The following is a 22560-nucleotide window of genomic DNA, read 5'->3' as shown; positions in this document are numbered from 1 at the left end:
GGCCCCCGCCGCGCGCGGAGCGCAGCGGGGGCCCGGGTGTTCGGTTCGGGTTACTTGTTGACCACGAGCTGGTCGAGCAGCTTCATGGCGTTGTCCCACGCCTGGTCGCCGTTCGCCTTCTTGGAGTCGAGCTCCTGGACGGACGGGCCGAAGACCTGCGACTGGATGACCGAGTCGTCCGGTCCCTTGTACTGGGCGACGACGCCCTTCGCGCGCTCCCCGAGGATCTGGCCGATGGGCGCGTTGTTGAAGAACTTCGTCAGGTCGCTCTCACCGGTCACGCCGGGGTCGGTCTGCGCCTCGGTGACGGACGGGAAGGTGCCGGCCGCCTGGAAGGTCTGGACCTGCGACTTCGCGGTGGTCAGCCACGCGGCGAGGGCCGCGGCCTCCTTCGGGTGCTTCGACTGCTTCGGCACCGTCAAGAACGATCCGCCCCAGTTGGCCGCGCCGCCCGGGAACACGTTGGCGAAGTCCCAGCCGGTCGCCGCGTTTCCGCCGCCCGCCTCGACCTGGCCCTTGACGACACCGAGCATCCAGCCCGGGCAGACGAACGTGGCGAACGAGCCGTCGGTGAACGCCTTGCCCTTGCCCCAGTCCCACTGGGTCTGGTTGGAGGAGAGGCCCGCCGCAGCGCCTGCGGCCAGCTTCGACCACAGCGCCTTGAGGTCGCTGTTGTCCTTGATGTTGAGCTTGCCGTCCTTGGTGTAGTAGCCCTCCGGCTGCTGGTTCACCATGGCGTTCCAGATGAAGCCGGACTGGTCGTACCAGGCCTTGCCGGTGGCGGCGTGGTACTGCTCGCCGACCTTGAAGAAGTCGTCCCAGGTGGCCTTGTCGCCGCCGAACAGCTTCGCGACCGAGTCGCGGTCGCTCGGGAGGCCCGCCGCGGCGAACAGCTTGCCGTTGTAGCAGAGGCCCTCCGGGCCGATGTCGGTGCCGTAGCCGATGATGCGGCCGTTCTTGTCGGTGGCCTGCTTCAGCTTCCAGTCGACCCAGCGGCTCTTGATGTCGTTCGCGCCGTAGTCCTTGAGGTCGTTGAACTGGTCGGAGACCTGCATGACCTTGGAGAGCCAGCCCTCTTCGACGGCCTGGACGTCCGGGAGGCCGCTGCCGGCCGCCTGCTTGGTCTGCCAGTCGGTGAGCGCGTTGTCACCGGTGTCGATGTTGGTGGCCTTGATCTTGATGTTCGGGTGCTCCTTCTCGTACTGCGAGTAGAGCTTGTCGAAGCCCATCGTGCCGAACGTGGTGACGGTCAGCGTGATCGGGTCCGAGCTGGAACCGCTGCCGCCGCTCGATGAGCAGCCTGCTGCGATCAGGGCGAAGGATGCTGCGCCGGCGACGGCCGCAGCGATCCTCGTGCGTCGTGAGAGTTTCACGGGTTCACTCCTTTGTGCGTGGGTCTGTGCGCCTGGTGCGCGCTGAGAGCGCTCTCATGCGATGTGCGTGAGAGCGCTCTCACGCGTTGCAGGAGAATCTAGAACGCCGCCGCGGCTCGTGTCAAGTCCATTCGTGGTCGCGCTCTCATCCGCGCCGTTCCGGTGTTTTGTCCGAAGCGCGTGCGCCCGTAGACTCCGTCGGGCGCGACACGCCGTCACGCCGGGGGATGACGGCGTGTCGCGTCCCCTTCGCCTGGACGCGGAACGGCCGCCACCTCCGGTGAGGTGACGGCCGTTCTCTCGGTGAGGTGGGTCAGTCGGTCGCCGGCCGCGGGTGCTGGGCCCGCGTGGAGGCGGTGTCGACACCCGGCTCGACGAGCGCGCCGAACTCGTTCGCCGCGCGGGTCGCCAGGATGCCCGTGTCGTACTCCTCGTCGTCGTCCTCCGAAACCGACGCGTACGCGCCGACCGGCTCGCGCTCGGCGTCCTTGGCCGCTTCGGCCGCGGCCGCGTCGTCCGCCGCCTCCTGCAGCGCCGACTTGGCGCGCAGCGGCGGGGTCCGGAAGAACAGCGACAGGACGAACGCGATCAGGACCACGATCATCGCGACCCAGTAGACCTGCACGGCCGACGCGTTGAACGCCACCAGGAACGGCTTCGACAGCCGCGGGTCGGCGCCGTTCAGGAACGACGTGTCGTTGGTCGCCGAGCTGTCGCTGGAGGCCGTCTGCTTCTTCAGCGTGTCCTGGATCTTCGGAACGATCGAGTCGACGAACTGCGACCGGGCAGCCGCGTCGGAGAAGTCGAGCGTGACGGTGCCGTCGGCCGCGACCGTGGCGTACGGCGCCTTCTGCTCGATCGCGGCGCCCGCCTTCTGCGTGGCCGTCGCGACGGCCTGCGCCTCGGCGGCGGCCTGCGCCTGCGGCGGGATCGCGCCGGAGGCGACGCCCTGGGCGACCGCGGCCTTGGCTGCATCCTGCGCCTTCGTCACACCCGCTTGCAGACCGGCCTGGGTGGCCTTCGTCGTCTCGTCGACGATCTTGGTGTAGCTCTGCTCCATGATCTGCTTATTCTCCGGAGCGCTCGCGACCGACGGGGTGAAGGCCGCGTCCAGGGCCGCCGTCAGCGTCGGGGTGTCCGTCAGCGAGCTCTTGATGTTCGTCGGGAACACCGTGAAGAGCAGCGACAGCAGCACGGCCGTGCCCAGCGTTCCACCGATCTGGCGGAAGAACGTGGACGCACTGGTCGCCACGCCCATGTCGCGCAGGCCCACCGAGTTCTGGCTGGCGATCGTCAGCGTCTGCATGAGCTGGCCGAGGCCGAGACCGATGAGCAGCATCGCGCCCGCGATGAACCAGTACGAGTCGCCGTACTTCAGGAACGTCAGGTAGTAGAACCCGCCGGCGAGCATCGCGGTGCCGATGATCGGGAACTGCCGGTAGCGGCCGGTACGCGCGATGATCTGGCCCGAGACGATGGAGGACACCATCAGGCCGAGGATCATCGGCAGCAGCTGGAGGCCGGAGACGGTCGGCGAGGACCCGAGCACGATCTGCAGGTAGAGCGGGAGGGTCAGCATGGCGCCGAACATCCCGAAGCCGACCAGCACGCCGATGACGGTGGCCATCGAGAAGGTGCTGGAGCGGAACAGCTTGATCGGGATGAGCGCGTCGTCCTTCATCGCGATCTCGATGATGATGAACGCGACGATGCCGATGCCGCCGATCACGTAGCAGGCGATCGCCGCCGGGCTGTCCCAGCCCCAGTCGCGACCCTGCTCGGCCACCAGGAGCAGCGGGACGAGCGCGACGATGACGCCCGCGGCGCCCCACCAGTCGATGCGGGCGGATCCGCGTGACCGCTTCGGCAGGTGCAGGAAGCGGAGCACCATCGCGAGGGCGATGATGCCGATCGGGACGTTGATCAGGAACACCCAGCGCCAGCCGGCGATCCACAGGATCTGGTCGGCGCCGGCGAACAGGCCGCCGACCAGCGGGCCGATCAGGCTGGAGATGCCGAAGACGGCGAGGAAGTAGCCCTGGTACTTGGCGCGCTCGCGCGGGGCGAGCATGTCGCCCATGATCGCCAGCGGCATCGACATCAGACCGCCGGCACCCAGGCCCTGGATGGCGCGGAACGCCGCCAGCTCGAGCATCGAGGTCGAGAAGGAGGCGAGGATCGAGCCGACGATGAAGATGACGATCGCGATGATGAACAGCGGACGCCGGCCGAAGATGTCGGAGAGCTTGCCGTAGATCGGGGTCGAGATCGTCGACAGGATCAGGTAGCCGGTGGTGACCCAGGCCTGCTGGCTGAGGCCGTGCAGGTCGTCGCCGATGGTGCGGATGGCCGTTCCGACCACGGTCTGGTCGAGGGCGGAGAGGAACATGCCGGCCATGAGGCCGAAGATCACGAAGAGGATCTCGCGATGCGACATGATCGGTTTGGGAGCGGCGGTCGCCGCGCTGGTCTGACTGGACATCTGTCTCCGGGTCGAGAGTCGGGTGAAGGGACGCCCGGCACGCGGAGCGTCACACCGGTGTGGGGCAAAGAATTTTGCGGAGAGTGCAAAGTTACACCCACTGCCTGCAGGCTCACAACGCGCGCGACCACGGGAAGGCTCCGGCGTTCGCCAGGGGCGAACACCCCGCGCGGTCCGCGGCCCACTGCCTGTCGATGGGGTGCAAAACGAACGAGACTGGCCCCCATCCAGGTCACGCATAAGTTGTGAGCGTACGGTGGAAACATCCCCGACCGACCGCCTCCGAATCCGCTCCGAAGGTTGTATGAGTTCTCTCAGCCCCTCACGTCGCACGCGCCGCACCCTGGCGCTCACCGCCGTCGCGGCCACCGCCGCCCTCGCCTTCACGGCCTGCGCGGGCGAGCCGTCGCCCGTCACCAAGGCCGTCGCCCAGGCGGCGGCGCCCTCGCCGACCGCGACCTCGTCGGTCGTCTCGTCGATCCAGCCCGCGGCAGGGAGCGTCTCCGGCGGCACCGTCACCCTGACCGGCACCAACCTCGGCAAGGTCGGCGCCGTCCAGATCGGCGGCCAGCCCGCCACCGTCACCCAGGCCTCCAACGACAAGGTCGTCGTCAGCGTGCCCGCGGCCGCCAACTTCCAGGCCGGGAGCGTTCCCGTCACGGTGACGGACAAGAGCGGCAAGCCGGTGACCACCGCGGGCTCGACCACGTACGACTACCAGGTGCAGACGCCGGTCGACAAGCAGCTCGCCTACGCGCTGACCTACTGGAAGAACTACAACACGGCCCAGTACGGCGACCTCAACCCCGTCGGCGGCGACTGCGCCAACTTCGTCAGCCAGACGCTGATCGCCCGCGGCTGGCAGATGAACGCCGACTGGTACAACCACGACGCGGCGGAGGACTGGAGCCCGGCGTGGGGCTACGTCCCGTCGATGGACCAGTACTTCCGCGAGAACGCGGCGAGCCTCGGCCTCACCGAGTACTCCTTCGACCAGCGCGACAAGATCAAGGTCGGCGACATCGTGATGTTCGACTGGAACAACAACGACTCGCTCGACCACGTCCAGATCGTGTCCGCGGTGCAGAACGTGAACGGGCAGATCAAGATCAAGATGGTCGGACACAACGAGGACAGCGACTACCGCGACCTCGACGAGGCCATCACCGTCGACCACCCGGGCGCGACCGGCCACTTCTGGAGCCTGTCGAAGTAACTTCGGTTATGCTCATGCCGTGAGTCCGGGGGGCGCCCGCACACGGCGGGTTCTGTCGACGCGCGCTGCCCTGACGGCGGCCGCGCTGGTCGCGGTGTTCGCGCTGTCCGCGTGCGCGACCGGGGCCGTGAGTGCAGGCCCGACGAGCCACAGGAGCACCCCGCACCGCATGACGCCGACTCCCCGCCCTCCGCGGCCGACGCCGTCCACCGTCCCGACCCCGTCGGTGCTCGGCTTCGACAAGACAGCGCAGTCGATCGACGACCCGGCCAGCCCGTGGGTCGTGGTCAACAAGAGCCGCGGACTGAACCCGCTCGACTACGTGCCGGCCGACCTCACCTACCCCGACGTCCCGAACCTGAACGACCAGCCGATGCGGCAGGCGACGGCGGCCGCGGTCGTCGACATGTTCCACGCGGGCAAGGCGGAGGCCGGGCTCGACTTCTCCGTGCAGAGCGCCTATCGCTCGTACGAGTCGCAGACGCGCGTCTACGACGACGATGTCGCGCACAACGGCCAGGCCTACGCCGACACGGACACCGCCCGGCCCGGACACAGCGAGCACCAGACCGGGTACGCGGTCGACATCAGCGCCGTCCCGGCGAACTGCTCGCTGGCCGCGTGCTTCGCCGACACCGCCCAGGGCCGGTGGCTCGCCGCGAACGCCTGGCGCTTCGGGTTCCTGCTGCGCTATCCGGCCGACAAGGTGCCCGTGACCGGCTTCGCGTTCGAGCCGTGGCACTTCCGCTTCGTCGGCGTGCCGCTCGCGACCGAGCTGCACCGGGCGGGCGTGACGACACTCGAGGAGTTCTTCGGCTGCCCGGGCGGAACCGAATACCACTAGCCACTGGACTCGGGTAGACCCGTCAGTACAGTGGGGACCATGGTCGTGGAAGCGGACACGGTTCAGCAGGCGGAGGCCGCGCGGCAGCGCGCCCTGAGCGGTCTGGGGGTTCTCGATTCGGGGCCGGAGGCCCGCTTCGACCGCATCACGCGCCTCGCTCAGCAGCTGTTCGGGGTGCCGATGGTGAGCATCACGCTCCTCGACAGGGACCGGCAGTGGCGCAAGTCGCACATCGGCCTGACCTCCGAGGCTCCCCGGGAGAAAGCGTTCTGCGACGTCACCGTCAGACAGGACGCCGCCCTCATCGTCGATGACGCGTCGGTCGACGACCGGTTCGCCGACAACCCGTTCGTCGTCGGCGACCCGCATCTCCGGTTCTACGCGGGTGAGCCGTTGCACGCTCCCGGGGGCGAGGCGGTGGGCACCCTGTGCGTGCTCGACACGGTCCCGCACACGCTGACCCTTCAGCAGGAGCGCGTCCTCCGCGATCTGGCGAGCTGGGTGGAGGACGAGCTGAACCGCGACGACGAGCTCGACCGCGCGGCGATCGCCCAGAAGGGCCTTCTGCCCCGGCGGAAGCCGCGAGCGCCCGGCTTCGACGTCGCCGCCGGCTGCGACCCCTCCCGGGGCGTCTCCGGGGACTTCTACGACTGGTACGACGTCGGCGACGACTTCTGCGTGACGATGGGCGATGTCATGGGCAAGGGGATGGCCGCGGCGATCGTCGGCGCCTCGGTGCGTACCGCCCTCCGCAGCGCCATGGACTTCGCCGACCTCTCGGACTCCGTCGAGGCGGCCTCCCGGCTGGTGGAGGAGGATCTCGACCAGCTCGCGACGTTCGTCACCCTGTTCCATGCTCGCGTGCACCGCGATGGCGAGATCGAGTACGTTGACGCCGGGCACGGCCTCGCCATGGTCGTCCGCGCGCACGGCGGCCTCGACCGGCTCCCCAGCGCCGCCCTGCCGCTGGGCCTCCCGACCCCGGAGCCGCGGACCCCGGACACGGTCCGGCTCGGCCCTGGCGACTCCCTCGTCTGCATCAGCGACGGCATCCTGGACGCGATCGGCGGGGACCGCGCCTTCCCGGTCGTCGAGGCGATCGTTCGGGGCAATGCGACGCCGGGGGGCGCCGTCTCCCGCATCCTCAGCGTCGCCCGCGCAGGCGTGCCGATCGACGACTCGACCGCCGTCGTCGTGCGCAGGAGTGACCGATGAGCCGGGTCCTGCTCCGGGTCGTCTGCCTCCTCGCGGTCCTCGCGGGTGTCGACTACGTCGTCTGGCGGTGGCTCGATTCCGTGAACTGGTCCGCGTGGTGGATCGCCGTCCCGCTCGTCGTCGCCGAGACCTACAGCGTGATCGACACCTTCTTCTTCGCCCTCACCATGTGGCGGGTCAAGGTCAGGAGCGGCCCGGAGGCGCCGCCGGAGGGCACCGCCGACGTCTTCATCACCACGTACGACGAACCCGTCGACCTCGTGATGACCACCGCCCGGGCCGCGAAGGCGATCCGGTATCCGCACAGCACCTGGGTGCTGGACGACGGCGACCGGCCGGAGATGCGCGCGGCCGCCGCGCGCGAAGGCCTGGGCTACGTCACCCGCACGGAGGACTGGGTCGACAAGCCGCGGCACGCAAAGGCGGGCAACCTCAACAACGCGCTCTTCCTCACCGAGGGAGAGTTCCTGCTGATCCTGGACGCCGACCAGATCCCCGACCCGCTCATCCTCGACCGGACCCTCGGCTACTTCGCCGATCCGGGGGTCGCGCTCGTTCAGACCCCGCAGTTCTTCTCCAACGTGGACGAAGCCGACCCGCTCGGGAACCAGGCGCCCCTGTTCTACGGCCCGATCCAGCAGGGTCGGATACGTGCGAGACGTCGAACGGACCGTGCGGCTCTCACTGCGCGCCTCCGAGCGGATGCTCGCCAGAGCGCAGCGGGCCGCGAGGGCAGACGCCGCCACGCCCGGGGTGATCGGGCAGGTGAGGGCCAGGGTCGAGGAGGCGTCCGCCCGGCTCCGGGCCGGCGAGAGCGTCGGGGAGGTGACCTACCGCTTGCAGCGGGAGGTCGACGAGCTCTCCCGAAGCGCCGTTCGCGGCGACATCGCGGCCATGGAAGAGGACCTGCGGGCCATCGCCGCCCTTCCGGTGGAAGCGGACTCCGAACTGGGGGCCTTCGTCGTGGACGAGGTCGCCCTGGAACGGCTGGCCGAGCGCGACCTCTCGCCGCTCGCGGCCATCGAGTCCGTGCAGCGGATCGCCGACACCCTCGCCGTCGACCGGCCCGGTCAGGCGCAGCCCGTCATGCCGATGGCCACCATCTCGGTGACCGAGGACATGGCGACGGCGATGCAGCTCCACGCCGGTGGCTGGCGCAGCGTCTACCATCACGAGCTGCTCGCGACCGGCCTCGCGCCGGAAGACCTGGGGACGATGCTCGGGCAGCGGCTGCGCTGGGCGCAGGGCACGCTCCAGGTGATGCTGAAGGACAATCCGCTGCTCAAGCGCGGTCTCTCCGGCGGCCAGCGGTTGATGTACTTCGCGACGATGTGGAGCTACCTCTCCGGCTTCGCCTCGGTCGTGTACCTCGCGGCGCCGGTGATCTACCTGCTGACCGGCGTGATGCCCGTGACGGCGTGGAGCGTGGACTTCTTCGCCCGCTTCATCCCCTACTTCGTGCTGAGCCAGCTGATGTTCCTCGTCGCCGCCCGCGGGCTTCGGACCTGGCGCGGGCAGCAGTACTCGCTCGCCCTCTTCCCGCTGTGGATTCGGGCGTGCTGGACCGCGGCGGCGAATGTCTGGTTCAAGCGACCGCTCGGCTTCGTGGTGACGCCGAAGGAGCGCGAGGGCCGGGCCCCGATCCCGTGGCGGCAGATCTGGCCGCAGTTGACCGCCATGGTCGTCCTCGTCGTCGCGGCGATCGTCGGTGTCCTGCGTGTCGTCGCCGGAACGGCGGACGGCGTCGGCACCCTGGTGAACACCGTCTGGGTGATCTACGACCTGGTCGTGCTCAGCATCATCCCGCGCGCGGCGCTGTACCGCGGACCGGTTGCCCACGCGGCCAGGAAGGACACCCCGTTCCGATGAACATCGACACCAGCATCCGGCCCGACGGCGTCGCCGTCCTGGCGGCCGAGGGCCGCATCAACCTCGTGACCGCGACGGCCGTGCGCCGCGAGGTCCAACGCGTCGTGGACGAGGGGCACACCAGGCTCGCGCTGGACCTCAGCCGGGTCGAGTTCATCGACTCGTCGGGCCTCGGCGCCCTCGTCAGCGGCCTCAAGACCGCACGCACCGCCGGCGGCGACCTGCGGCTGGTGGCGGCGTCCGAGCAGGTCGCCGGCGTGCTGCGGCTCACCAACCTGGACCGCATCCTCCGCGTGTACCCCGGCCCCGACGACGCCTACCGTGACTGACGGGTTCCGCGCGGAGTTCCTCGCGCCGGCCGACGCGGAGGCGATCGATCGCGTCCACCTGCTCTTCGAGGAGCTGGCGGTGCGGCGTCCCGACCTGGCGGAGGACAGGCGCAGTGCGTTCGAGCTGGCGGTCGTCGAGGTGGTCACCAACGTGATCCAGCACGGTTCCGAGGGAACGCGTGCGCGTGTGCAGCTGGAACTCGGCCACACCGACGACGGGCTCCGCGCCGAGGTGACCGATGACGCGGCGCCGGCCGACGTGGACGTGTCGGGCGCGACGATGCCGGATCCCGACGACTTCGGCGAGTCGGGCAGAGGGCTCGCGCTCATCGGGCTGCTCGTGGATGAGTTCGTGCACGAGCCGCTGCCCCACGGCAACCGGTGGACGCTGGTCTCCCGGGCCGCATCGAGCCGCTGACTCAGCCGCCGAGCGCGTCGCCGACGATCTTCTTGGCCTCCTCCTGCACCTCGCGCAGGTTCTCCTCGCCCTCGAACGACTCTGCGTAGATCTTGTAGACGTTCTCGGTGCCGGAGGGGCGGGCTGCGAACCAGGCCTTCTCGGTCTGCACCTTCACGCCGCCCAGCGGGGCGTCGTTGCCCGGCGCCCGGCTCAGCTTCGCGGTGATCGGCTCGCCGGCCAGTTCCGTGGCGGTGATCGCGTCGCCGTCGAGCTTCGACAGCGCGGCCTTCTGCTCGGGCGTCGCCGGCGCGTCCACCCGCTGGTACACGGGGTCGCCGAAGCGCTCGGTGAGCTCGCGGTACAGCTCCGACGGCGACTTGCCGGTGACGGCCCGGATCTCGCTGGCCAGCAGGGCGAGCAGGATGCCGTCCTTGTCGGTCGTCCACGCCGTCCCGTCGAAGCGCAGGAACGACGCGCCGGCGCTCTCCTCGCCGCCGAACCCGACCGTCCCGTCGATGAGGCCCGGCACGAACCACTTGAAGCCGACCGGGACCTCCCACAGCCGTCGGCCGAGCGACTCCGCGACGCGGTCGATGATCGACGACGACACCAGGGTCTTGCCGACCGCGGCGTCCTTCCGCCACTCGGTGCGCGTGCGGAACAGGTAGTCGATCGCGACGGCCAGGTAGTGGTTGGGGTTCATCAGCCCGCCGTCGGGGGTGACGATGCCGTGCCGGTCGGAGTCCGCGTCGTTGCCGGTGAGGATGTCGAAGTCGGCGCGGCGGGCGACCACCGACGCCATCGCCGAGGGGCTGGACGGGTCCATCCGGATCTTGCCGTCCCAGTCGAGCGTCATGAAGCTCCAGGCCGGGTCGACCTCCGGGTTCACGACCGTGAGGTCGAGGTCGTAGCGCTCCGCGATGGCCTGCCAGTAGTGGACGCTGGCGCCACCCAGCGGGTCGGCGCCGATCTTGATCCCGCTGTCCTTGATCGCCTTCACGTCGATGATGTTCTCGAGGTCGTCGACGTAGTGCCCGCGGAAGTCGTGGGTCTCGACGCCGGAGGGCTCCGCCATCCGCACGTCCTTCATGCCGTTCGCGATGATCTCGTTGGCGCGCTTGGCGATCCAGCTGGTGGCGTCCGTGTCGGCCGGGCCACCGTGCGGCGGGTTGTACTTGAAGCCGCCGTCGCGCGGCGGGTTGTGGCTCGGGGTGACGACGATGCCGTCCGCCTGGTCGTCATGGCCCTGGCGGTTGTACCGGATGATCGCGTGGGAGACCGCGGGCGTGGGCACCCAGTCGTCGAACTCGTCGACGAGCACCCGCACCTCGTTGCCGACGAGCACCGCGAGCGCGGTGGTGGTGGCGAACTCGCTCAGCAGGTGCGTGTCGGCGCCGATGAACAGCGGCCCGGTGATGCCCTGGCTGTTGCGGTACTCGACGATCGCCTGGGTGGTCGCGGCGATGTGGTCCTCGTTGAAGGCCGTGTCGAGCGACGACCCGCGATGGCCGGAGGTGCCGAACACCACGCGCTGCTCCGGGATGCTGACATCCGGCTTCAGCTCGTAGTACGCGCGCCGTAGGGCGTCGACGTCGATCAGGTCGGAAGGCTGGGCAGGGGTTCCGGCTCGTTCGTCCATGTTCCTACTCTTCCACGGCAGGCCGGTCGCCGGGAGATGCAGGCGACTGCGCCCTCCTGGAACGTCTGCAGGTGCGCGAGCGGCCGCAGACGTGACGCAGGGCCGCAGTCGCGCGCGGAAGGGGTGGGAGGCGGCTCGCTAAGCTGAGCGGCATGTCCTCCGACCCCGCCGGCGCGCCCGCCGAGCTGCCCGCCTCCCTCGACGACGTGTACAGCTTCCTCGGACCGTCCGGCACGTTCACGGAGGCGGCGCTCAAGCAGGTGCCCGAGGCGCGCGGCAAGCAGTGGCGGGCCGTCAACAACCTCGGCGAGGCGCTCGCCGACGTGGTGGAGGGGCGCAGTGTCGCCGCCATGATCGCCATCGAGAACTCCATCGAGGGCGGGGTCTCGGTCGCCCAGGACGCGCTCGCGACCATCCCGGGCCTCCGCATCATCGGCGAGTACCTCGTGCCGGTGAACTTCGTCCTCGTCGCCCGGCCCGGCACCACGCTCGCCGACGTGCGCACGGTGAACGCGCATCCGGTCGCCTACGCCCAGTGCCACCAGTGGCTCGATCGCAACCTGCCGGAGCACGGACACCTGCCCGCCTCCAGCAACGTCGCCGCCGCCGCGTCCCTGTTCGAGGGAAGCGCGGCGGATGCGGCGGTCGCCCCTCCCGGCATCGTCGACCACCACGACGTGGTCGTGCTCGCCGACAACATCGGGGACAACCCGAACGCCGTGACCCGGTTCGTCCTCGTCAGCACCACGCGCAGCGTCCCCGAGCCGACCGGGGCCGACAAGACCAGCCTGATCGCCGAGCTCCCCGACGACCGCCCCGGCAGCCTGCTCGACCTGCTCGAGCAGTTCTCCACCCGGGGGATCAACCTGAGCCTGATCGAGTCCCGCCCGGTCGGCGACGCCCTCGGCCGGTACCGGTTCGTGATCGACGCCGACGGCCACATCCGCGACGAGCGCGTGGCCGACGCGCTGCTCGGCCTCCGCCGTTTCAGCCCGTCGGTGATGTTCCTCGGGTCCTACCCGCGGGCGGACGGCATGCGCATCGAGTTCGACCAGCGCTACCGCGACGAGGTGTTCACCGAGGCCCGCGAATGGCTCGCCTCCCTGACCGACGAAGCGCCGTCGGCGTAGGCTGCGCTCAAGGACAGTCGGGAGGTCATCATGGTCGCCGAGGAGCATGACGGCGAGAATCGGACCGGCGGTTTCGACCCGCGGTTCGATCCCGCGTTCCAGCGCGGATACCAGCCGCGGCCGGGCGAGCGCACCCAGACGAGGGTGCGTCCCGACGCGCCGGACTCCGCGTACCGGAGGCCGTCCTCCGTGCTGCCCGCGGCCCCCGACGAGGTCGCCGAACCCGAGTTCGCGCCGATCCCGGAACGCGCCGCCGCGCCCCTCGACGACCTCGACCTCCCGCCCCAGCCTGCCGCGACGACGATCGTGGCCGGGCCCGGCGTGCTGGACAGGCTCGACCCGAACCCGCGCCGCAACCCCGTCATGCTGGCCCTCTGGCTGGTCGGCGCGGGCTTCGTCGTGCTCGGCATCGTCCTCTACGCCGTCTCGGTGACCTCCTCGTACAACGGCCCCACCCCGAGCACCGACGTGACCGCTCTCGTCTTCGCGCAGCTCGGGTGGATGCTCGCCGGCCCGCTCATCACGGTCGGCCTCCTGACCCTCGTCGGGCTGCTGTTCCTCACCCTTCTGGCGGGACGCCGCTCCCCGCAGCAGCCGCGCGCCCGCGACGAGGTCGACTAGCGCTCGGGCAGGGCGGGCACCCGCACCAGCAGGGCGCGCTCGTCCACCCGGAGGTCGAGCGCCACGATCTCGCCGAACGCGTCGCCGTCGAGCTCGAACGGCTCTGGCGCATCCACCGCCAGCTGCACCGCTGCGCCGCGGAGGTAGCTGAGCCGGGTGCGCACGGCGCGGTCGGTGAAGCGGATGATGCGGCGGCCGAGGGCGGACTTGCGCAGCACCCGGTTCTCCCAGGTCATCTTGCGCCAGATCGCCAGCCAGCCGAACACGGTCGCCGGCTGCAGAATGGCGACATCGAGCAGGCCGTCATCGATCGCGGCGTCCGGGATGAGCTCCATGTTGCCCGGCAGCGCGCCGCAGTTGGCGATCAGGATGGTGCTCACATGCGCCGAGCGCTCGTGCCCGCCGTCGAGGCGGAACCGGATGCGCACCTTGCTCGACTTCGGCAGCGCACGGAACGCGGCGTCCACATAGGCGAGCCAGCCGAACCGGCGCTTCAGCTCCGGCCGGGCGCCGGCGATCATGGCCGCGTCGATGCCGACACCGGCCATGACGAGGAAGGCGTGCTCGGTCGCGTCGCCATCGGGCCGATGCGCGGTCGCGATCCCGAGGTCGATGCGCCGCGTCTCGCCGGCGAACGCCACCGCGCAGGCGCTCTCCACGCTCGTGAACGGCACGCCGAGGTTGCGCGCGAGCAGGTTGCCCGTGCCCGCCGGGATGAGGCCGAGGGCCGCGTCGCTGTCGCGCAGCGCCTCTGCCACCGACCTGACCGTTCCGTCGCCGCCCGCCGCGAGCACCAGCGAGGCGCCGCGGTCGAGGGCCGCGCGCACCTGCGCCTGGCCGCCGTCCTCCGGCGTCGTCTCTAGCCACAGCAGCTCGATGCCCTCGGGATGCCGCTCGGCCTCGGCCGCGGCGGCCGCAGCCTCCACCGCCGCCCTGACGCGCACGACATCGACCCGCACCGGGTTGTAGACCACCGCGACGACCGTGCGCTCGTCCCCACCCCGTCCGTTCACCCTGCTCACGCTACCTGTTGCGCATCGGTCGATAAGCTGGTCAGGTGATCGATCCCGTGCTCCTCCGCGAGAACCCCGATGTCGTCCGGCGCTCCCAGGAGGCGCGCGGCGGCTCCGTCCAGCTCGTCGACGAGGCCATCCAGGCCGACATCGAGCGGCGCGCGGCCATCACCGCGTTCGAGGAGCTGCGGGCCGAGCAGAACGCGTTCGGCAAGGAGGTCGCGAAGGCGCCGAAGGAGCAGAAGAAGGAGCTCGTCGCCCAGGCGCAGCAGCTCGCCGGCCGCGTCAAGGAGGCGCAGCAGGCCGCGAACGACGCCGACGCCCGCTTCGAGAAGCTGATCCGCAGCATCGGCAACCCGATCGTCGAGGGCGTCCCGGCGGGCGGGGAGGACGACTTCGTCGTGCTCAAGACCGTCGGCGACATCCCGAGCTTCGACTTCGAGGCGCGCGACCACCTGGAGCTGGGCGAGCTGCTCGGCGCCATCGACATGGCCCGGGGAGCCAAGGTCGCGGGCGCGCGCTTCTCGTACCTGCGCGGGATCGGCGCGCGGCTCGAGCTGGCGCTGATGAACATGGCGCTCGACAAGGCCGTGCAGAACGACTTCATCCCGATGATCACGCCGACGCTGGTGAAGCCCGAGATCATGCAGGGCACGGGCTTCCTCGGCGCGCACGCCGACGAGGTGTACCACCTCGAGAACGACGACCTCTACCTGACCGGGACGAGCGAGGTGGCGCTCGCCGGCTACCACGCCGACGAGATCATCGACATCGACCAGCCGCTGCGCTACGCAGGATGGTCGACCTGCTACCGCCGCGAGGCCGGCTCCGCGGGCAAGGACACCCGCGGCATCATCCGCGTGCACCAGTTCGACAAGCTGGAGATGTTCGTCTACACACGGCCGGAGGAGGCCGAGGCGGAGCACGAGCGGCTGCTCGGCTGGCAGGAGGAGATGATGCAGGCGCTCGGCCTCAGCTACCGCGTCATCGACACCGCCGCCGGCGACCTCGGCTCCAGCGCCGCCCGCAAGTACGACGTGGAGGCGTGGATCCCGACCCAGGGCCGCTACCGCGAGCTCACCTCGACCTCGAACTGCACGACGTTCCAGGCCCGCCGCCTCGACATCCGGTACCGCACCGAGAGCGGCAAGACCGCTCCGGTCGCGACCCTCAACGGGACGCTGGCGACCACGCGCTGGCTCGTCGCGATCCTCGAGACGCACCAGCAGGAGGACGGCTCCGTGCGCGTGCCCGAGGCGCTGCGGCCGTACCTCGGCGGCCTTGAGCTGCTGGAGCCGGCGCGTTCGTGAGCGACGACTCCCGCCTGCTGATCACGCTCGACGTCGACGGAACCCTCATCCATGAGGACGAGACCGTCGGCGCCGCCGTCCGGGCCGCCGTCGACCGCGTGCGCGACGCCGGGCACGAGGTCATGCTGGCGACCGGCCGCAGCTGGGAGACGGCGCGGCCCATCCACGAGAAGTTCGGTCTCACCAGCGAGTTCGTGGTGTGCGCTAACGGCGCGCTCACCATGCGCCGCGACGACACCGTCGAGGGCGGCTACCGGCGCGAGTTCATCGAGGTGTTCGACCCGACCGAGGTCCTGGAGACGATCCGCCCGCACCTCCCGAGCGGCAGCTTCATGGTCGAAGGACCGACCGGTTTCCGCCGGTACACCGAGGGCATGACCGACTGGGAGCTGGTGAACGCCGAGCAGGTGCCGTTCGAGGAGCTGCTGCAGCATCCCGCGACCCGCGTCGTCGTGGTCTCGCCCGAGCACGACACGGAGGAGTTCCTCTCGATCGTCGACCGGATGGGCCTGCAGCGCGTCAGCTACGCGATCGGCTGGACGGCGTGGCTCGACATCTCGCCCGACGGCGTCAGCAAGGCCACGGCGATGGAGCGGGTGCGTCACGCGCTCGACATCCCGCGGTCGAACGTGGTCGCGGTCGGCGACGGCCGCAACGACATCGAGCTGCTGACGTGGGCCTCCGCCGAGGGCCTCGGCGTCGCGATGGGGCAGGCCCCCGACGAGGTGAAGGCCGTGGCGACGCGGTCGACCGCCCCCGTGGTCGAGGACGGTCTCGCGCACGTCCTCGACGCCCTCTGAGCGACCGACGCGCGCCTTCCAGAGCATTGCCAGCCTGCCGTGCAAGGCTTTAAGACGGCGTGTGCTGCATTTCTGTACGCGCCGCTCCCCGTGCACGACCGATTCCGGAAGGAAGTGAATGAGCGAGATGCACACCCGCGCGCAAGCGCGAGCGCAGGAGAAGGCGGCAGGACCAGCGGTCCGGCACGGAAGACTCAAGCAGCAGCACCCCCTCTCCTTCCTCCTCAAGATCTTCGTCGCCGTGATCGCCGTGATCGGCGTCACCGGCGTCTCCCTGGCCGCCTACGCCGCGGTGGATGTGGTCAGCAGCGTGAAGAAGTCGGTCAAGCTCGTCGACGCGAAGGGCAACGAGACCACGCCGGGCGTCGGCGCGATGAACGGGGCCTTCAACGTCCTGCTCGCCGGCAGCGACAGCGGCGGGGGCAACGCCGCGTACGGTGACCGGGAGGAGAACCTCAACGACGTCACGATGCTGCTGCACGTCTCCGCGGACCACAAGAACGCCACGGTCGTCAGCTTCCCCCGCGACATGTTCGTGTCCATCCCGTCGTGCCCCGACCCCAAGGGCGGCAGCTTCGACGCGATGAGCCGCCAGAAGATCAACAACTCGCTGAGCTACGGCGGCCTGGCCTGCACCGTGCTGACGGTGGAGAAGCTGACCGGGCTCGACATCCCGTACGCGGGTGTGATCCAGTTCGACGGCGTGATCGAGATGTCGAACGCCGTCGGCGGCGTGCCGGTCTGTGTCGCAGGCGACATCAAGGACCCGTACACGGGCCTGGACGTGAAGGCCGGCCAGAACGTGCTGCAGGGCTCGCAGGCGCTCGCGTTCCTCCGCACCCGCCACGGCGTCGGCGACGGCTCCGACCTCGGCCGCATCAGCAACCAGCAGGTGTTCCTGTCGTCGCTCGTCCGCACGATCAAGAGCGCCGACGTGCTGAGCAACCCGGTGAAGCTGTACGGCCTCGCCAAGGCGGCCACGAGCAACATCACGCTCTCGGACAGCCTGAACAACCCGACCACGATCGTCTCCATGGCGATGGCGCTGAAGAACATCGACATCAGCAAGGTCGTCTTCGTGCAGTATCCCAACCACTACGTGGACAACGGGGTCGCCCCGACGGTGGATGCGGCCGACCAGCTGACGAGCGCCCTCCAGAACGACCAGCCCGTCGTCGTGACCGGCGACACCGGCGTCGGCTCGCAGGCCGACCCGAACGCGCCGACCGGGCAGGCTCCCGCGACGCAGGCCCCTGCCACGCAGGCCCCGGCGACGCAGGCCCCGGCGGACGGCTCGGGTTCCGGCTCGACCGCCGGCGGTTCGGGGGCTGTCGAGCTGCCGTCGGACGTGCACGGCCAGACCGCGGCCCAGTACACCTGCTCGAAGCCGTTCGAGGGCTGACACCACTCCGGTTCGCTAGAATCGGTCGACGCCGGCTCGCGCCGGCGCCAGGAGGGCTGTCCGAGCGGCCGATGGAGCCAGTCTTGAAAACTGGTGGGCAGAAATGTCTCGTGGGTTCGAATCCCACGCCCTCCGCCAAGGAACGGGCGCCTCGATCCCAGTAAATCACTGGGATCGAGTCTTTGCTGCCAGACCTGCGGCGCTCGATTTGACAACAAACTGACAACAAACGCCGCCGCGAGTTGGTGATCCGGGGCCTCTTTCTGCGATCGCGGCCGTCGCAAATGCCGATTGTCAGCGGCTACCGCTTCAATGTGGACATGATCGATGTCGGTTGGCTTCTCGATACGTGGCGCGCTGCCCGGTGGGAAGCGATCGTCATGATCTGGAACGCGATCGTGGCAGACGTAATCGCCTACCCGTGGTTCGTTTTCGTGCTCGCTGTCCTTGTCCTAGGGGCCGGCGTCAAAGGATTGGGCAAGCTAGCCAAGTACGTTGGCGGCGCTTACTGGTCTGCTCACCACTGAGGACTGACGCTCAGCGAGATGCGGTCGTGCCACAGAACGTCTGGCTGCGCCGTCCAGAGCTTCAGCTACCGCGTCCAGGTCGTCGTCGAAGAGGTCCGCGTAAACGTCCAGCGTCATCGCGGCTGAGGCGTGGCCGAGCATCCTTTGGACCGCCTTTACGTTGGCTCCCGCGCTCACGGCGAGGCTGGCGGCGGTGTGCCGCAGGTCATGGACGGTCATCGGGTCAAGGCCGGCCCTGTCGAGTGCGCTCTTGAACCATGTCCGTTGACCCCGTGTGGCTCGCTTCATGTGCTCACCGAACCGGCCGGAAAACAGCAGGTCGTTCGGCTCCTTGCCTGCGGCTGCGCTGGCCAGCGCGTCGATGAGGAATGCCGGGAACGGTACCGACCTGCGCTTGTGGCTCTTCGGGGTTCCGACGATGGTGGCGGGACCGACCTCTACCGCGTTTTCCGAGACGGCGAGTCGGCGACGAGTGAAGTCGACGTCGCGCACGCGGAGGGCGATGACTTCGCCCCAGCGAAGGCCGGTGTAGGCAAGTAGGAGGACGAGAGCTTCGTGTTTGCCGCTGGCATAGGCGAGGTCGTGAACCTGTTGATGGGTGAGGTACCGGTGAGCGCGAGGAACCTTGCGGGGTAATCGCGATCCGCGGGCTACGTTGACAGGCACGCGCCGGTCCTTCACGGCGATGTCCAGGATTCCGGCAAGCACACCGAACGCGCGCAAGACGGTCGTAGCGGACCTTTCTGCGCTCAAAGACGTAACCCAGGCCTGGACATCCGAGTGTCGTACATCACCGACAGGGACGCGTCCCCAACGCGGCTCGACCTGGAGTCGCCACGCGATCTCGAGCGGTCGGAGCGAGGACGGTTTGAGGTGAGTCTGGTTGGCTAGCCACTCATCGCCGAGGGATGCGATCGTCACCCTCGCCGCACTTGCATCGATGTACTCGCCGCGTGCCTTGTTCGTCTCGACCGTGGCTAAGTAGAGCTCGGCTTCTCGCTTCGTCTTGAATCCGCGCTTCGTGGTCTGACGGTGATCAGGGGTGCGGTACATGACGCGATAGCGTCGACCACCGGCAGATTCATACGACAGAACGCTGCCCATCTCGCCCTCCTCTTTAGGGTGCTGCCACCTCTTCGATGCCCGCCGAGGTGAGAAGCGCTGCGACGCGCTCCAGCTCGTGCTCGACCAGCTCCAGGCGCGCCTCGACGCTTGAGTCGAAGGTGAGATCAGAGACTCCGGACGCCGCTCCGACGTCGCGAACGATCCGGAGGCGGTCGAACTCACGTCGAAGGGTCCCGAGTTCGCGAAGCGAGTTCAGGACGGAGATGTCCACGCGTTCGGCGGCCAATCGGGGCCGATACGAACTCGAGGGGGTCGCTGAAAGCCAGCAATCGAATTCGGCCACGGTCATTCCGTCGAAGTCTTCGCCGAGATTTTGCAGGTCGAGTTTGTCGTTGGGCCGCCCGATTGGCGAGAGCAGCATACTGATCGGCACATCGAGGCCCCGTGCGATATTCAAGAGCTGGCTGACGCTGATGTCGGCCTTCCGGCCGGATTCGATGTTCTCCAGGATCGCGGGGGTGATGTTCCCACCGGGAATCGCCGCTGCCAGGTCGCTGGTCGTTCGAAATCCACGTTCACGTCGCGCCAGTCTGATGCGCGCGCCGATGCTGGTCTCCGATCGAAAGTCTGCCATTTCGACAGCCTATCGCCACTTCTGTTGTCAAGTCACGGATTTCTTGCTATGGTCGTTTCAACAATTGCAGCACTCCTGAGTTGTCGAAACGGAGGAGATGAGATGACAGGAGAGTTCATTCAGCCCGCTGAGGTGGTTGAGATCACCGGGCTGTCGATCGCAGCGCTCGCCCAACTCCGGTATCACGGTAAGGGCCCGCGCTTCTATAAGCCGACCCCACGCACCGTGCTTTACAAGCGGGCGGAGGTGTTGGCATGGCTGGAAGCGAGCGCGCAGACGAGGACCGGAGCGTACGCGTAGCCGAACCCCCGACAGAGCCTCCCGGCGTCATTCAGGACTTCGTGGACGGATATCTCGTCCCGGTGGATCCGATGGATGATCTGCGGTGCGAGAGCTGTCAGTAGAACAGCTGGTTCACCTCGGCGTGCCGCCCAAGCGCGACCCCTGTTCGGGGGTAGCGTGCGGCACCAAATGGAGCGGCTGATTCTTACCCTCTTCACCGTAACGCTGGCCTCGCTAAGCGAGTCAGGGCGGCGGTGAGGCATCGTGGCTGAGATTCCCCAACTTCAGAGTCGAAGCCGCCACTCCACCCTCGAATCCGGGCGCGCCGCCCCGGAGCCCATATCCCCGGCGCAGCTCGGAACATCCAACCTTCCTAATCCAAGGAGGGCTCCTGCGCGCCCATGCGCGCTGACATAGCCCTGTTCTGACGAGCCGTCGCCGGCTCGAACCCGGTCCTTCGCAGTAGCCACTTCCATGCAAGGAAGGTTGTGATCTCGTGGCTGGAGGAACCCAAGTCCGCTCGCGGGCGGATGCTTTTCTCACGGAGTTGCTCCGTGAAGTCGACACGTTGCGGCCGTACGTTCGCTTTCAACTGCGCGGCTGGCCGAATGAGGTCGACGCCGTTCTGCAGATCGCCCGGGAGACGGTCTGGCACCGATCCTCCACGTATGACCCGGAGCGTGGATCGCCGCACGCGTTCGTGTTCGGGATCACCCGTCACGTCGTGCTCCGGCAGATCGAGCGGAAGTACGGCCCGACGGACGATGTCACTGTCGACGCGGACGTGGAGTCCGAGTCGGACATCGACCCGCTCGAGGCGATGATTCGCCGCTTTGACGCGCACCGGTGGATGGTGCTGGTTGCCGATTACGTCGGCGCATCCGACTGGCACGTGATGAGCGACCTGAGCCTGGCCGACGGCGACGCCGAGCGGGTGGCAGAAGCCCACCAGCTGTCCAAGCGCGGTGTCCGCACGATCCGTGAGCGAGTCTGCCAGACCGCACGAACCGTGCTCGCCGCCCTTGCAGCGGCGGACGCGGGACTGCCAATGACCGGTTCGGTGATCGTGTCCTGCGTGCCCGAGACCGGCGGTTTTCGGGAAGTCGCCGAGATGATCGGCGACGACGCAGACACCATCGCAGCCACTCTCCACATCCATCCCGGATCGGCGCGAGCCCGAATCGCGACCGCCAAGCGATTGCTGATGATCGCTCGGGACGTCCTCGAGCTGGAGGTGGCGGCATGATCAGTGCGGGCGCGGCGGCCGCTCATGCCGTGACGCATCCGAAAACGACGCGGAACCTGCTGATCGTCGCGGCCATCATCGTCTTGGTCGTCCCCGTCACGCTTGTCGCCGTGCCGGTCAGCTTGGTTCTCGCGATGGGAACCAACGGATTCGGCGGCGGGGGAGTGTGTGGTGGATCCTCGCCCTCGGTCGAGGCGGGTCAGAATGTGGACGGGTACGGGCCGCAGCAGTTGAAGATCGCCGCGACGATCATCACCGTCGGCCAGCAGATGATCGTGCCCCCGCACGGGCAGACACTCGCGCTGATGGTCGCGATCGGTGAGTCCGGCCTCCGCAACCTGGACCATGGCGACGCGGTGGACAACACCACGATCGGCGTCTTCCAACAGGGCGCCGGTTACGGCACCCCAGCGGAGCGGATGAACCCGGCGACCGCTGCCGCCGCCTTTTACACCCGCATGCTTCACGTCCCGGATTGGCAGACCCTCGCGCCAACCCTGGTCGCCCACGCGGTCCAAATCAACGCCGACCCGAACCACTACGCCCCGTTCTGGACTCCCGCCGAGCAGGTCCTCGCCGCCCTGACGGGAGCAAGCGCCGGAGCGTGTCAGGTACCGGCGGACGCTCGCGCGGCCGCCGCGGTCCTGGTCGGCGCGATCCAGGCGAAGAAGCTGAACTTCCTCGAGCCCCGCTACCAGCAGCAGGTCGTCAACATGGCTGACGGTACTGCGACGCCGGACTGCACGATCGACCCGCACATCCTCCAGCTGATCGTCGTGGCCGTCCAGTCCTTCCAGCAGGTCGGGGTCAGCGATCTAAACCGGCGCTGCACCGGCATGACCCCAGGGGCGGGAACCGCGTCCGCGCACTGGAAGGGCAAGGCCGTCGACTTCTACGCGATCAACGGCCAATCACTGACCGGCGCGGACACTCTCTCGGTTCAGCTAATCCATGCCCTGGACCCGTACGCCCCGCACGGGTCATCGATCGGTCAAAGCGACTGCCGGTCCCGCGCCCGCGTGACGCTCGGTGTCCTTACGAACCTCACCAGCGATTTCCCTGATACCTGCAACCACCAGCACATTCAGGTGCCCTGACCAAACGAGTCTCCAAGATGCGCGCCACAAATCGCTCCGAGCCGGAAGTTCTAAGTGAAGGGCGCA

General features: G+C 68.7%; 19 protein-coding genes, 1 tRNA gene and 1 pseudogene. 15 read left to right on the top strand and 6 right to left on the bottom strand.

The genetic code is table 11. From position 1 onward, the window contains the following. Nucleotides 1-50 precede the first annotated feature (50 nt). Both P5G59_RS11405 and P5G59_RS11400 read right to left on the bottom strand, forming a co-directional pair. Nucleotides 51-1373 (bottom strand): ABC transporter substrate-binding protein, encoded by a 1323-nt coding sequence (locus P5G59_RS11405; protein ID WP_301218970.1) that lies wholly within the window; start codon nt 1371-1373, stop codon nt 51-53. A gap of 313 nt (nt 1374-1686) precedes the next feature. Next, nucleotides 1687-3855 carry an MDR family MFS transporter gene (locus P5G59_RS11400; protein ID WP_301218968.1) on the bottom strand — a complete coding sequence of 723 codons (2169 nt, stop codon included), beginning with the start codon at nt 3853-3855 and terminating at the stop codon, nt 1687-1689. Nucleotides 3856-4159: 304 nt separating this feature from the next. On the opposite strand from P5G59_RS11400, the gene P5G59_RS11395 reads away from it, so the two are divergent. The 6 genes and pseudogenes from P5G59_RS11395 (at nt 4160) to P5G59_RS11370 (ending at nt 9746) form a co-directional block, all read left to right on the top strand. Continuing rightward, a complete protein-coding gene (locus P5G59_RS11395) occupies nt 4160-5071 on the top strand; it encodes a DUF1287 domain-containing protein (RefSeq protein ID WP_301218966.1) in 912 nt (303 codons plus the stop codon). Nucleotides 5072-5090: 19 nt separating this feature from the next. Then, nucleotides 5091-5915: a M15 family metallopeptidase gene (locus P5G59_RS11390; RefSeq protein ID WP_301218964.1), complete on the top strand. Its 825-nt coding sequence runs from the start codon at nt 5091-5093 to the stop codon at nt 5913-5915. 39 nt (nt 5916-5954) lie between these two features. After that, a complete protein-coding gene (locus P5G59_RS11385) occupies nt 5955-7130 on the top strand; it encodes a PP2C family protein-serine/threonine phosphatase (RefSeq protein WP_301218962.1) in 1176 nt (391 codons plus the stop codon). Next, nucleotides 7127-8999, top strand: a pseudogene (locus tag P5G59_RS11380) (glycosyltransferase family 2 protein). Before P5G59_RS11385 ends, P5G59_RS11380 begins: the two are co-directional and overlap by 4 nt. Then, nucleotides 8996-9328, top strand: a complete 333-nt coding sequence (locus P5G59_RS11375) for an STAS domain-containing protein (protein ID WP_301218960.1) — start codon at nt 8996-8998, stop codon at nt 9326-9328. The pseudogene P5G59_RS11380 and the gene P5G59_RS11375 overlap by 4 nt, the downstream one beginning before the upstream one ends. Then, nucleotides 9321-9746, top strand: coding sequence for an ATP-binding protein (locus P5G59_RS11370; protein ID WP_301218958.1), 426 nt, complete (start codon nt 9321-9323; stop codon nt 9744-9746). Before P5G59_RS11375 ends, P5G59_RS11370 begins: the two co-directional genes overlap by 8 nt. A gap of 1 nt (nt 9747) precedes the next feature. On the opposite strand, the gene pgm is transcribed toward P5G59_RS11370, so the two are convergent. Next, entirely contained in the window at nt 9748-11367 is a 1620-nt protein-coding gene (gene pgm / locus P5G59_RS11365) for a phosphoglucomutase (alpha-D-glucose-1,6-bisphosphate-dependent) (RefSeq protein ID WP_301218956.1), read from the bottom strand. 152 nt (nt 11368-11519) lie between these two features. Between pgm and pheA the strand changes: the two genes are divergently transcribed. Both pheA and P5G59_RS11355 read left to right on the top strand, forming a co-directional pair. Further along, nucleotides 11520-12497: a prephenate dehydratase gene (gene pheA / locus P5G59_RS11360; protein ID WP_301218954.1), complete on the top strand. Its 978-nt coding sequence runs from the start codon at nt 11520-11522 to the stop codon at nt 12495-12497. Between the two features lie 30 nt (nt 12498-12527). Then, entirely contained in the window at nt 12528-13118 is a 591-nt protein-coding gene (locus P5G59_RS11355; RefSeq protein ID WP_301218952.1) for a hypothetical protein, read from the top strand. Here the strand turns inward: P5G59_RS11355 and P5G59_RS11350 are convergent. Beyond that, nucleotides 13115-14131 carry a diacylglycerol/lipid kinase family protein gene (locus tag P5G59_RS11350; RefSeq protein ID WP_301218950.1) on the bottom strand — a complete coding sequence of 339 codons (1017 nt, stop codon included), beginning with the start codon at nt 14129-14131 and terminating at the stop codon, nt 13115-13117. The genes P5G59_RS11355 and P5G59_RS11350 overlap by 4 nt on opposite strands. 44 nt (nt 14132-14175) lie before the next feature. Between P5G59_RS11350 and serS the strand changes: the two genes are divergently transcribed. The 4 genes from serS to P5G59_RS11330 all read left to right on the top strand — a co-directional run bounded on the left by serS (nt 14176) and on the right by P5G59_RS11330 (nt 17781). Further along, a complete protein-coding gene (serS, locus tag P5G59_RS11345) occupies nt 14176-15441 on the top strand; it encodes a serine--tRNA ligase (protein ID WP_301218948.1) in 1266 nt (421 codons plus the stop codon). After that, entirely contained in the window at nt 15438-16241 is an 804-nt protein-coding gene (locus P5G59_RS11340) for an HAD family hydrolase (RefSeq protein WP_301218946.1), read from the top strand. The genes serS and P5G59_RS11340 overlap by 4 nt, the downstream gene beginning before the upstream one ends. 118 nt (nt 16242-16359) lie before the next feature. Next, nucleotides 16360-17643 (top strand): LCP family protein, encoded by a 1284-nt coding sequence (locus P5G59_RS11335; protein WP_301218944.1) that lies wholly within the window; start codon nt 16360-16362, stop codon nt 17641-17643. A 50-nt stretch (nt 17644-17693) separates the two neighbouring features. Next, a tRNA-Ser gene (locus P5G59_RS11330) sits at nt 17694-17781 on the top strand. A gap of 344 nt (nt 17782-18125) precedes the next feature. Here P5G59_RS11330 and P5G59_RS11325 read toward each other — a convergent pair. Next, nucleotides 18126-19274: a site-specific integrase gene (locus tag P5G59_RS11325; RefSeq protein WP_175338678.1), complete on the bottom strand. Its 1149-nt coding sequence runs from the start codon at nt 19272-19274 to the stop codon at nt 18126-18128. A 13-nt stretch (nt 19275-19287) separates the two neighbouring features. After that, on the bottom strand, nt 19288-19869 hold the full coding sequence (locus tag P5G59_RS11320; protein WP_175338679.1) for a helix-turn-helix domain-containing protein: 582 nt from the start codon (nt 19867-19869) through the stop codon (nt 19288-19290). A gap of 102 nt (nt 19870-19971) precedes the next feature. Here P5G59_RS11320 and P5G59_RS11315 point away from each other — a divergent pair, with 102 nt between their 5' ends. The 3 genes from P5G59_RS11315 (at nt 19972) to P5G59_RS11305 (ending at nt 22494) form a co-directional block, all read left to right on the top strand. After that, the gene (locus tag P5G59_RS11315; RefSeq protein WP_208038483.1) at nt 19972-20169 is read left to right on the top strand and encodes a helix-turn-helix transcriptional regulator; all 198 of its coding nucleotides are present in this window, start codon (nt 19972-19974) and stop codon (nt 20167-20169) included. 478 nt (nt 20170-20647) lie between these two features. Beyond that, nucleotides 20648-21397 (top strand): sigma factor, encoded by a 750-nt coding sequence (locus tag P5G59_RS11310; RefSeq protein ID WP_175338680.1) that lies wholly within the window; start codon nt 20648-20650, stop codon nt 21395-21397. Next, complete coding sequence (locus P5G59_RS11305) at nt 21394-22494, top strand: hypothetical protein (RefSeq protein WP_175338681.1); 1101 nt, start codon at nt 21394-21396, stop codon at nt 22492-22494. The genes P5G59_RS11310 and P5G59_RS11305 overlap by 4 nt, the downstream gene beginning before the upstream one ends. Nucleotides 22495-22560 lie beyond the last annotated feature (66 nt).

Source organism: Leifsonia virtsii, from assembly GCF_030433675.1.
GTDB classification, from domain to species: Bacteria; Actinomycetota; Actinomycetes; order Actinomycetales; family Microbacteriaceae; genus Leifsonia; species Leifsonia virtsii.
The sequence above is the reverse complement of the archived record's forward strand: the minus strand, read 5'-3'. Positions and strand labels throughout refer to the sequence as shown.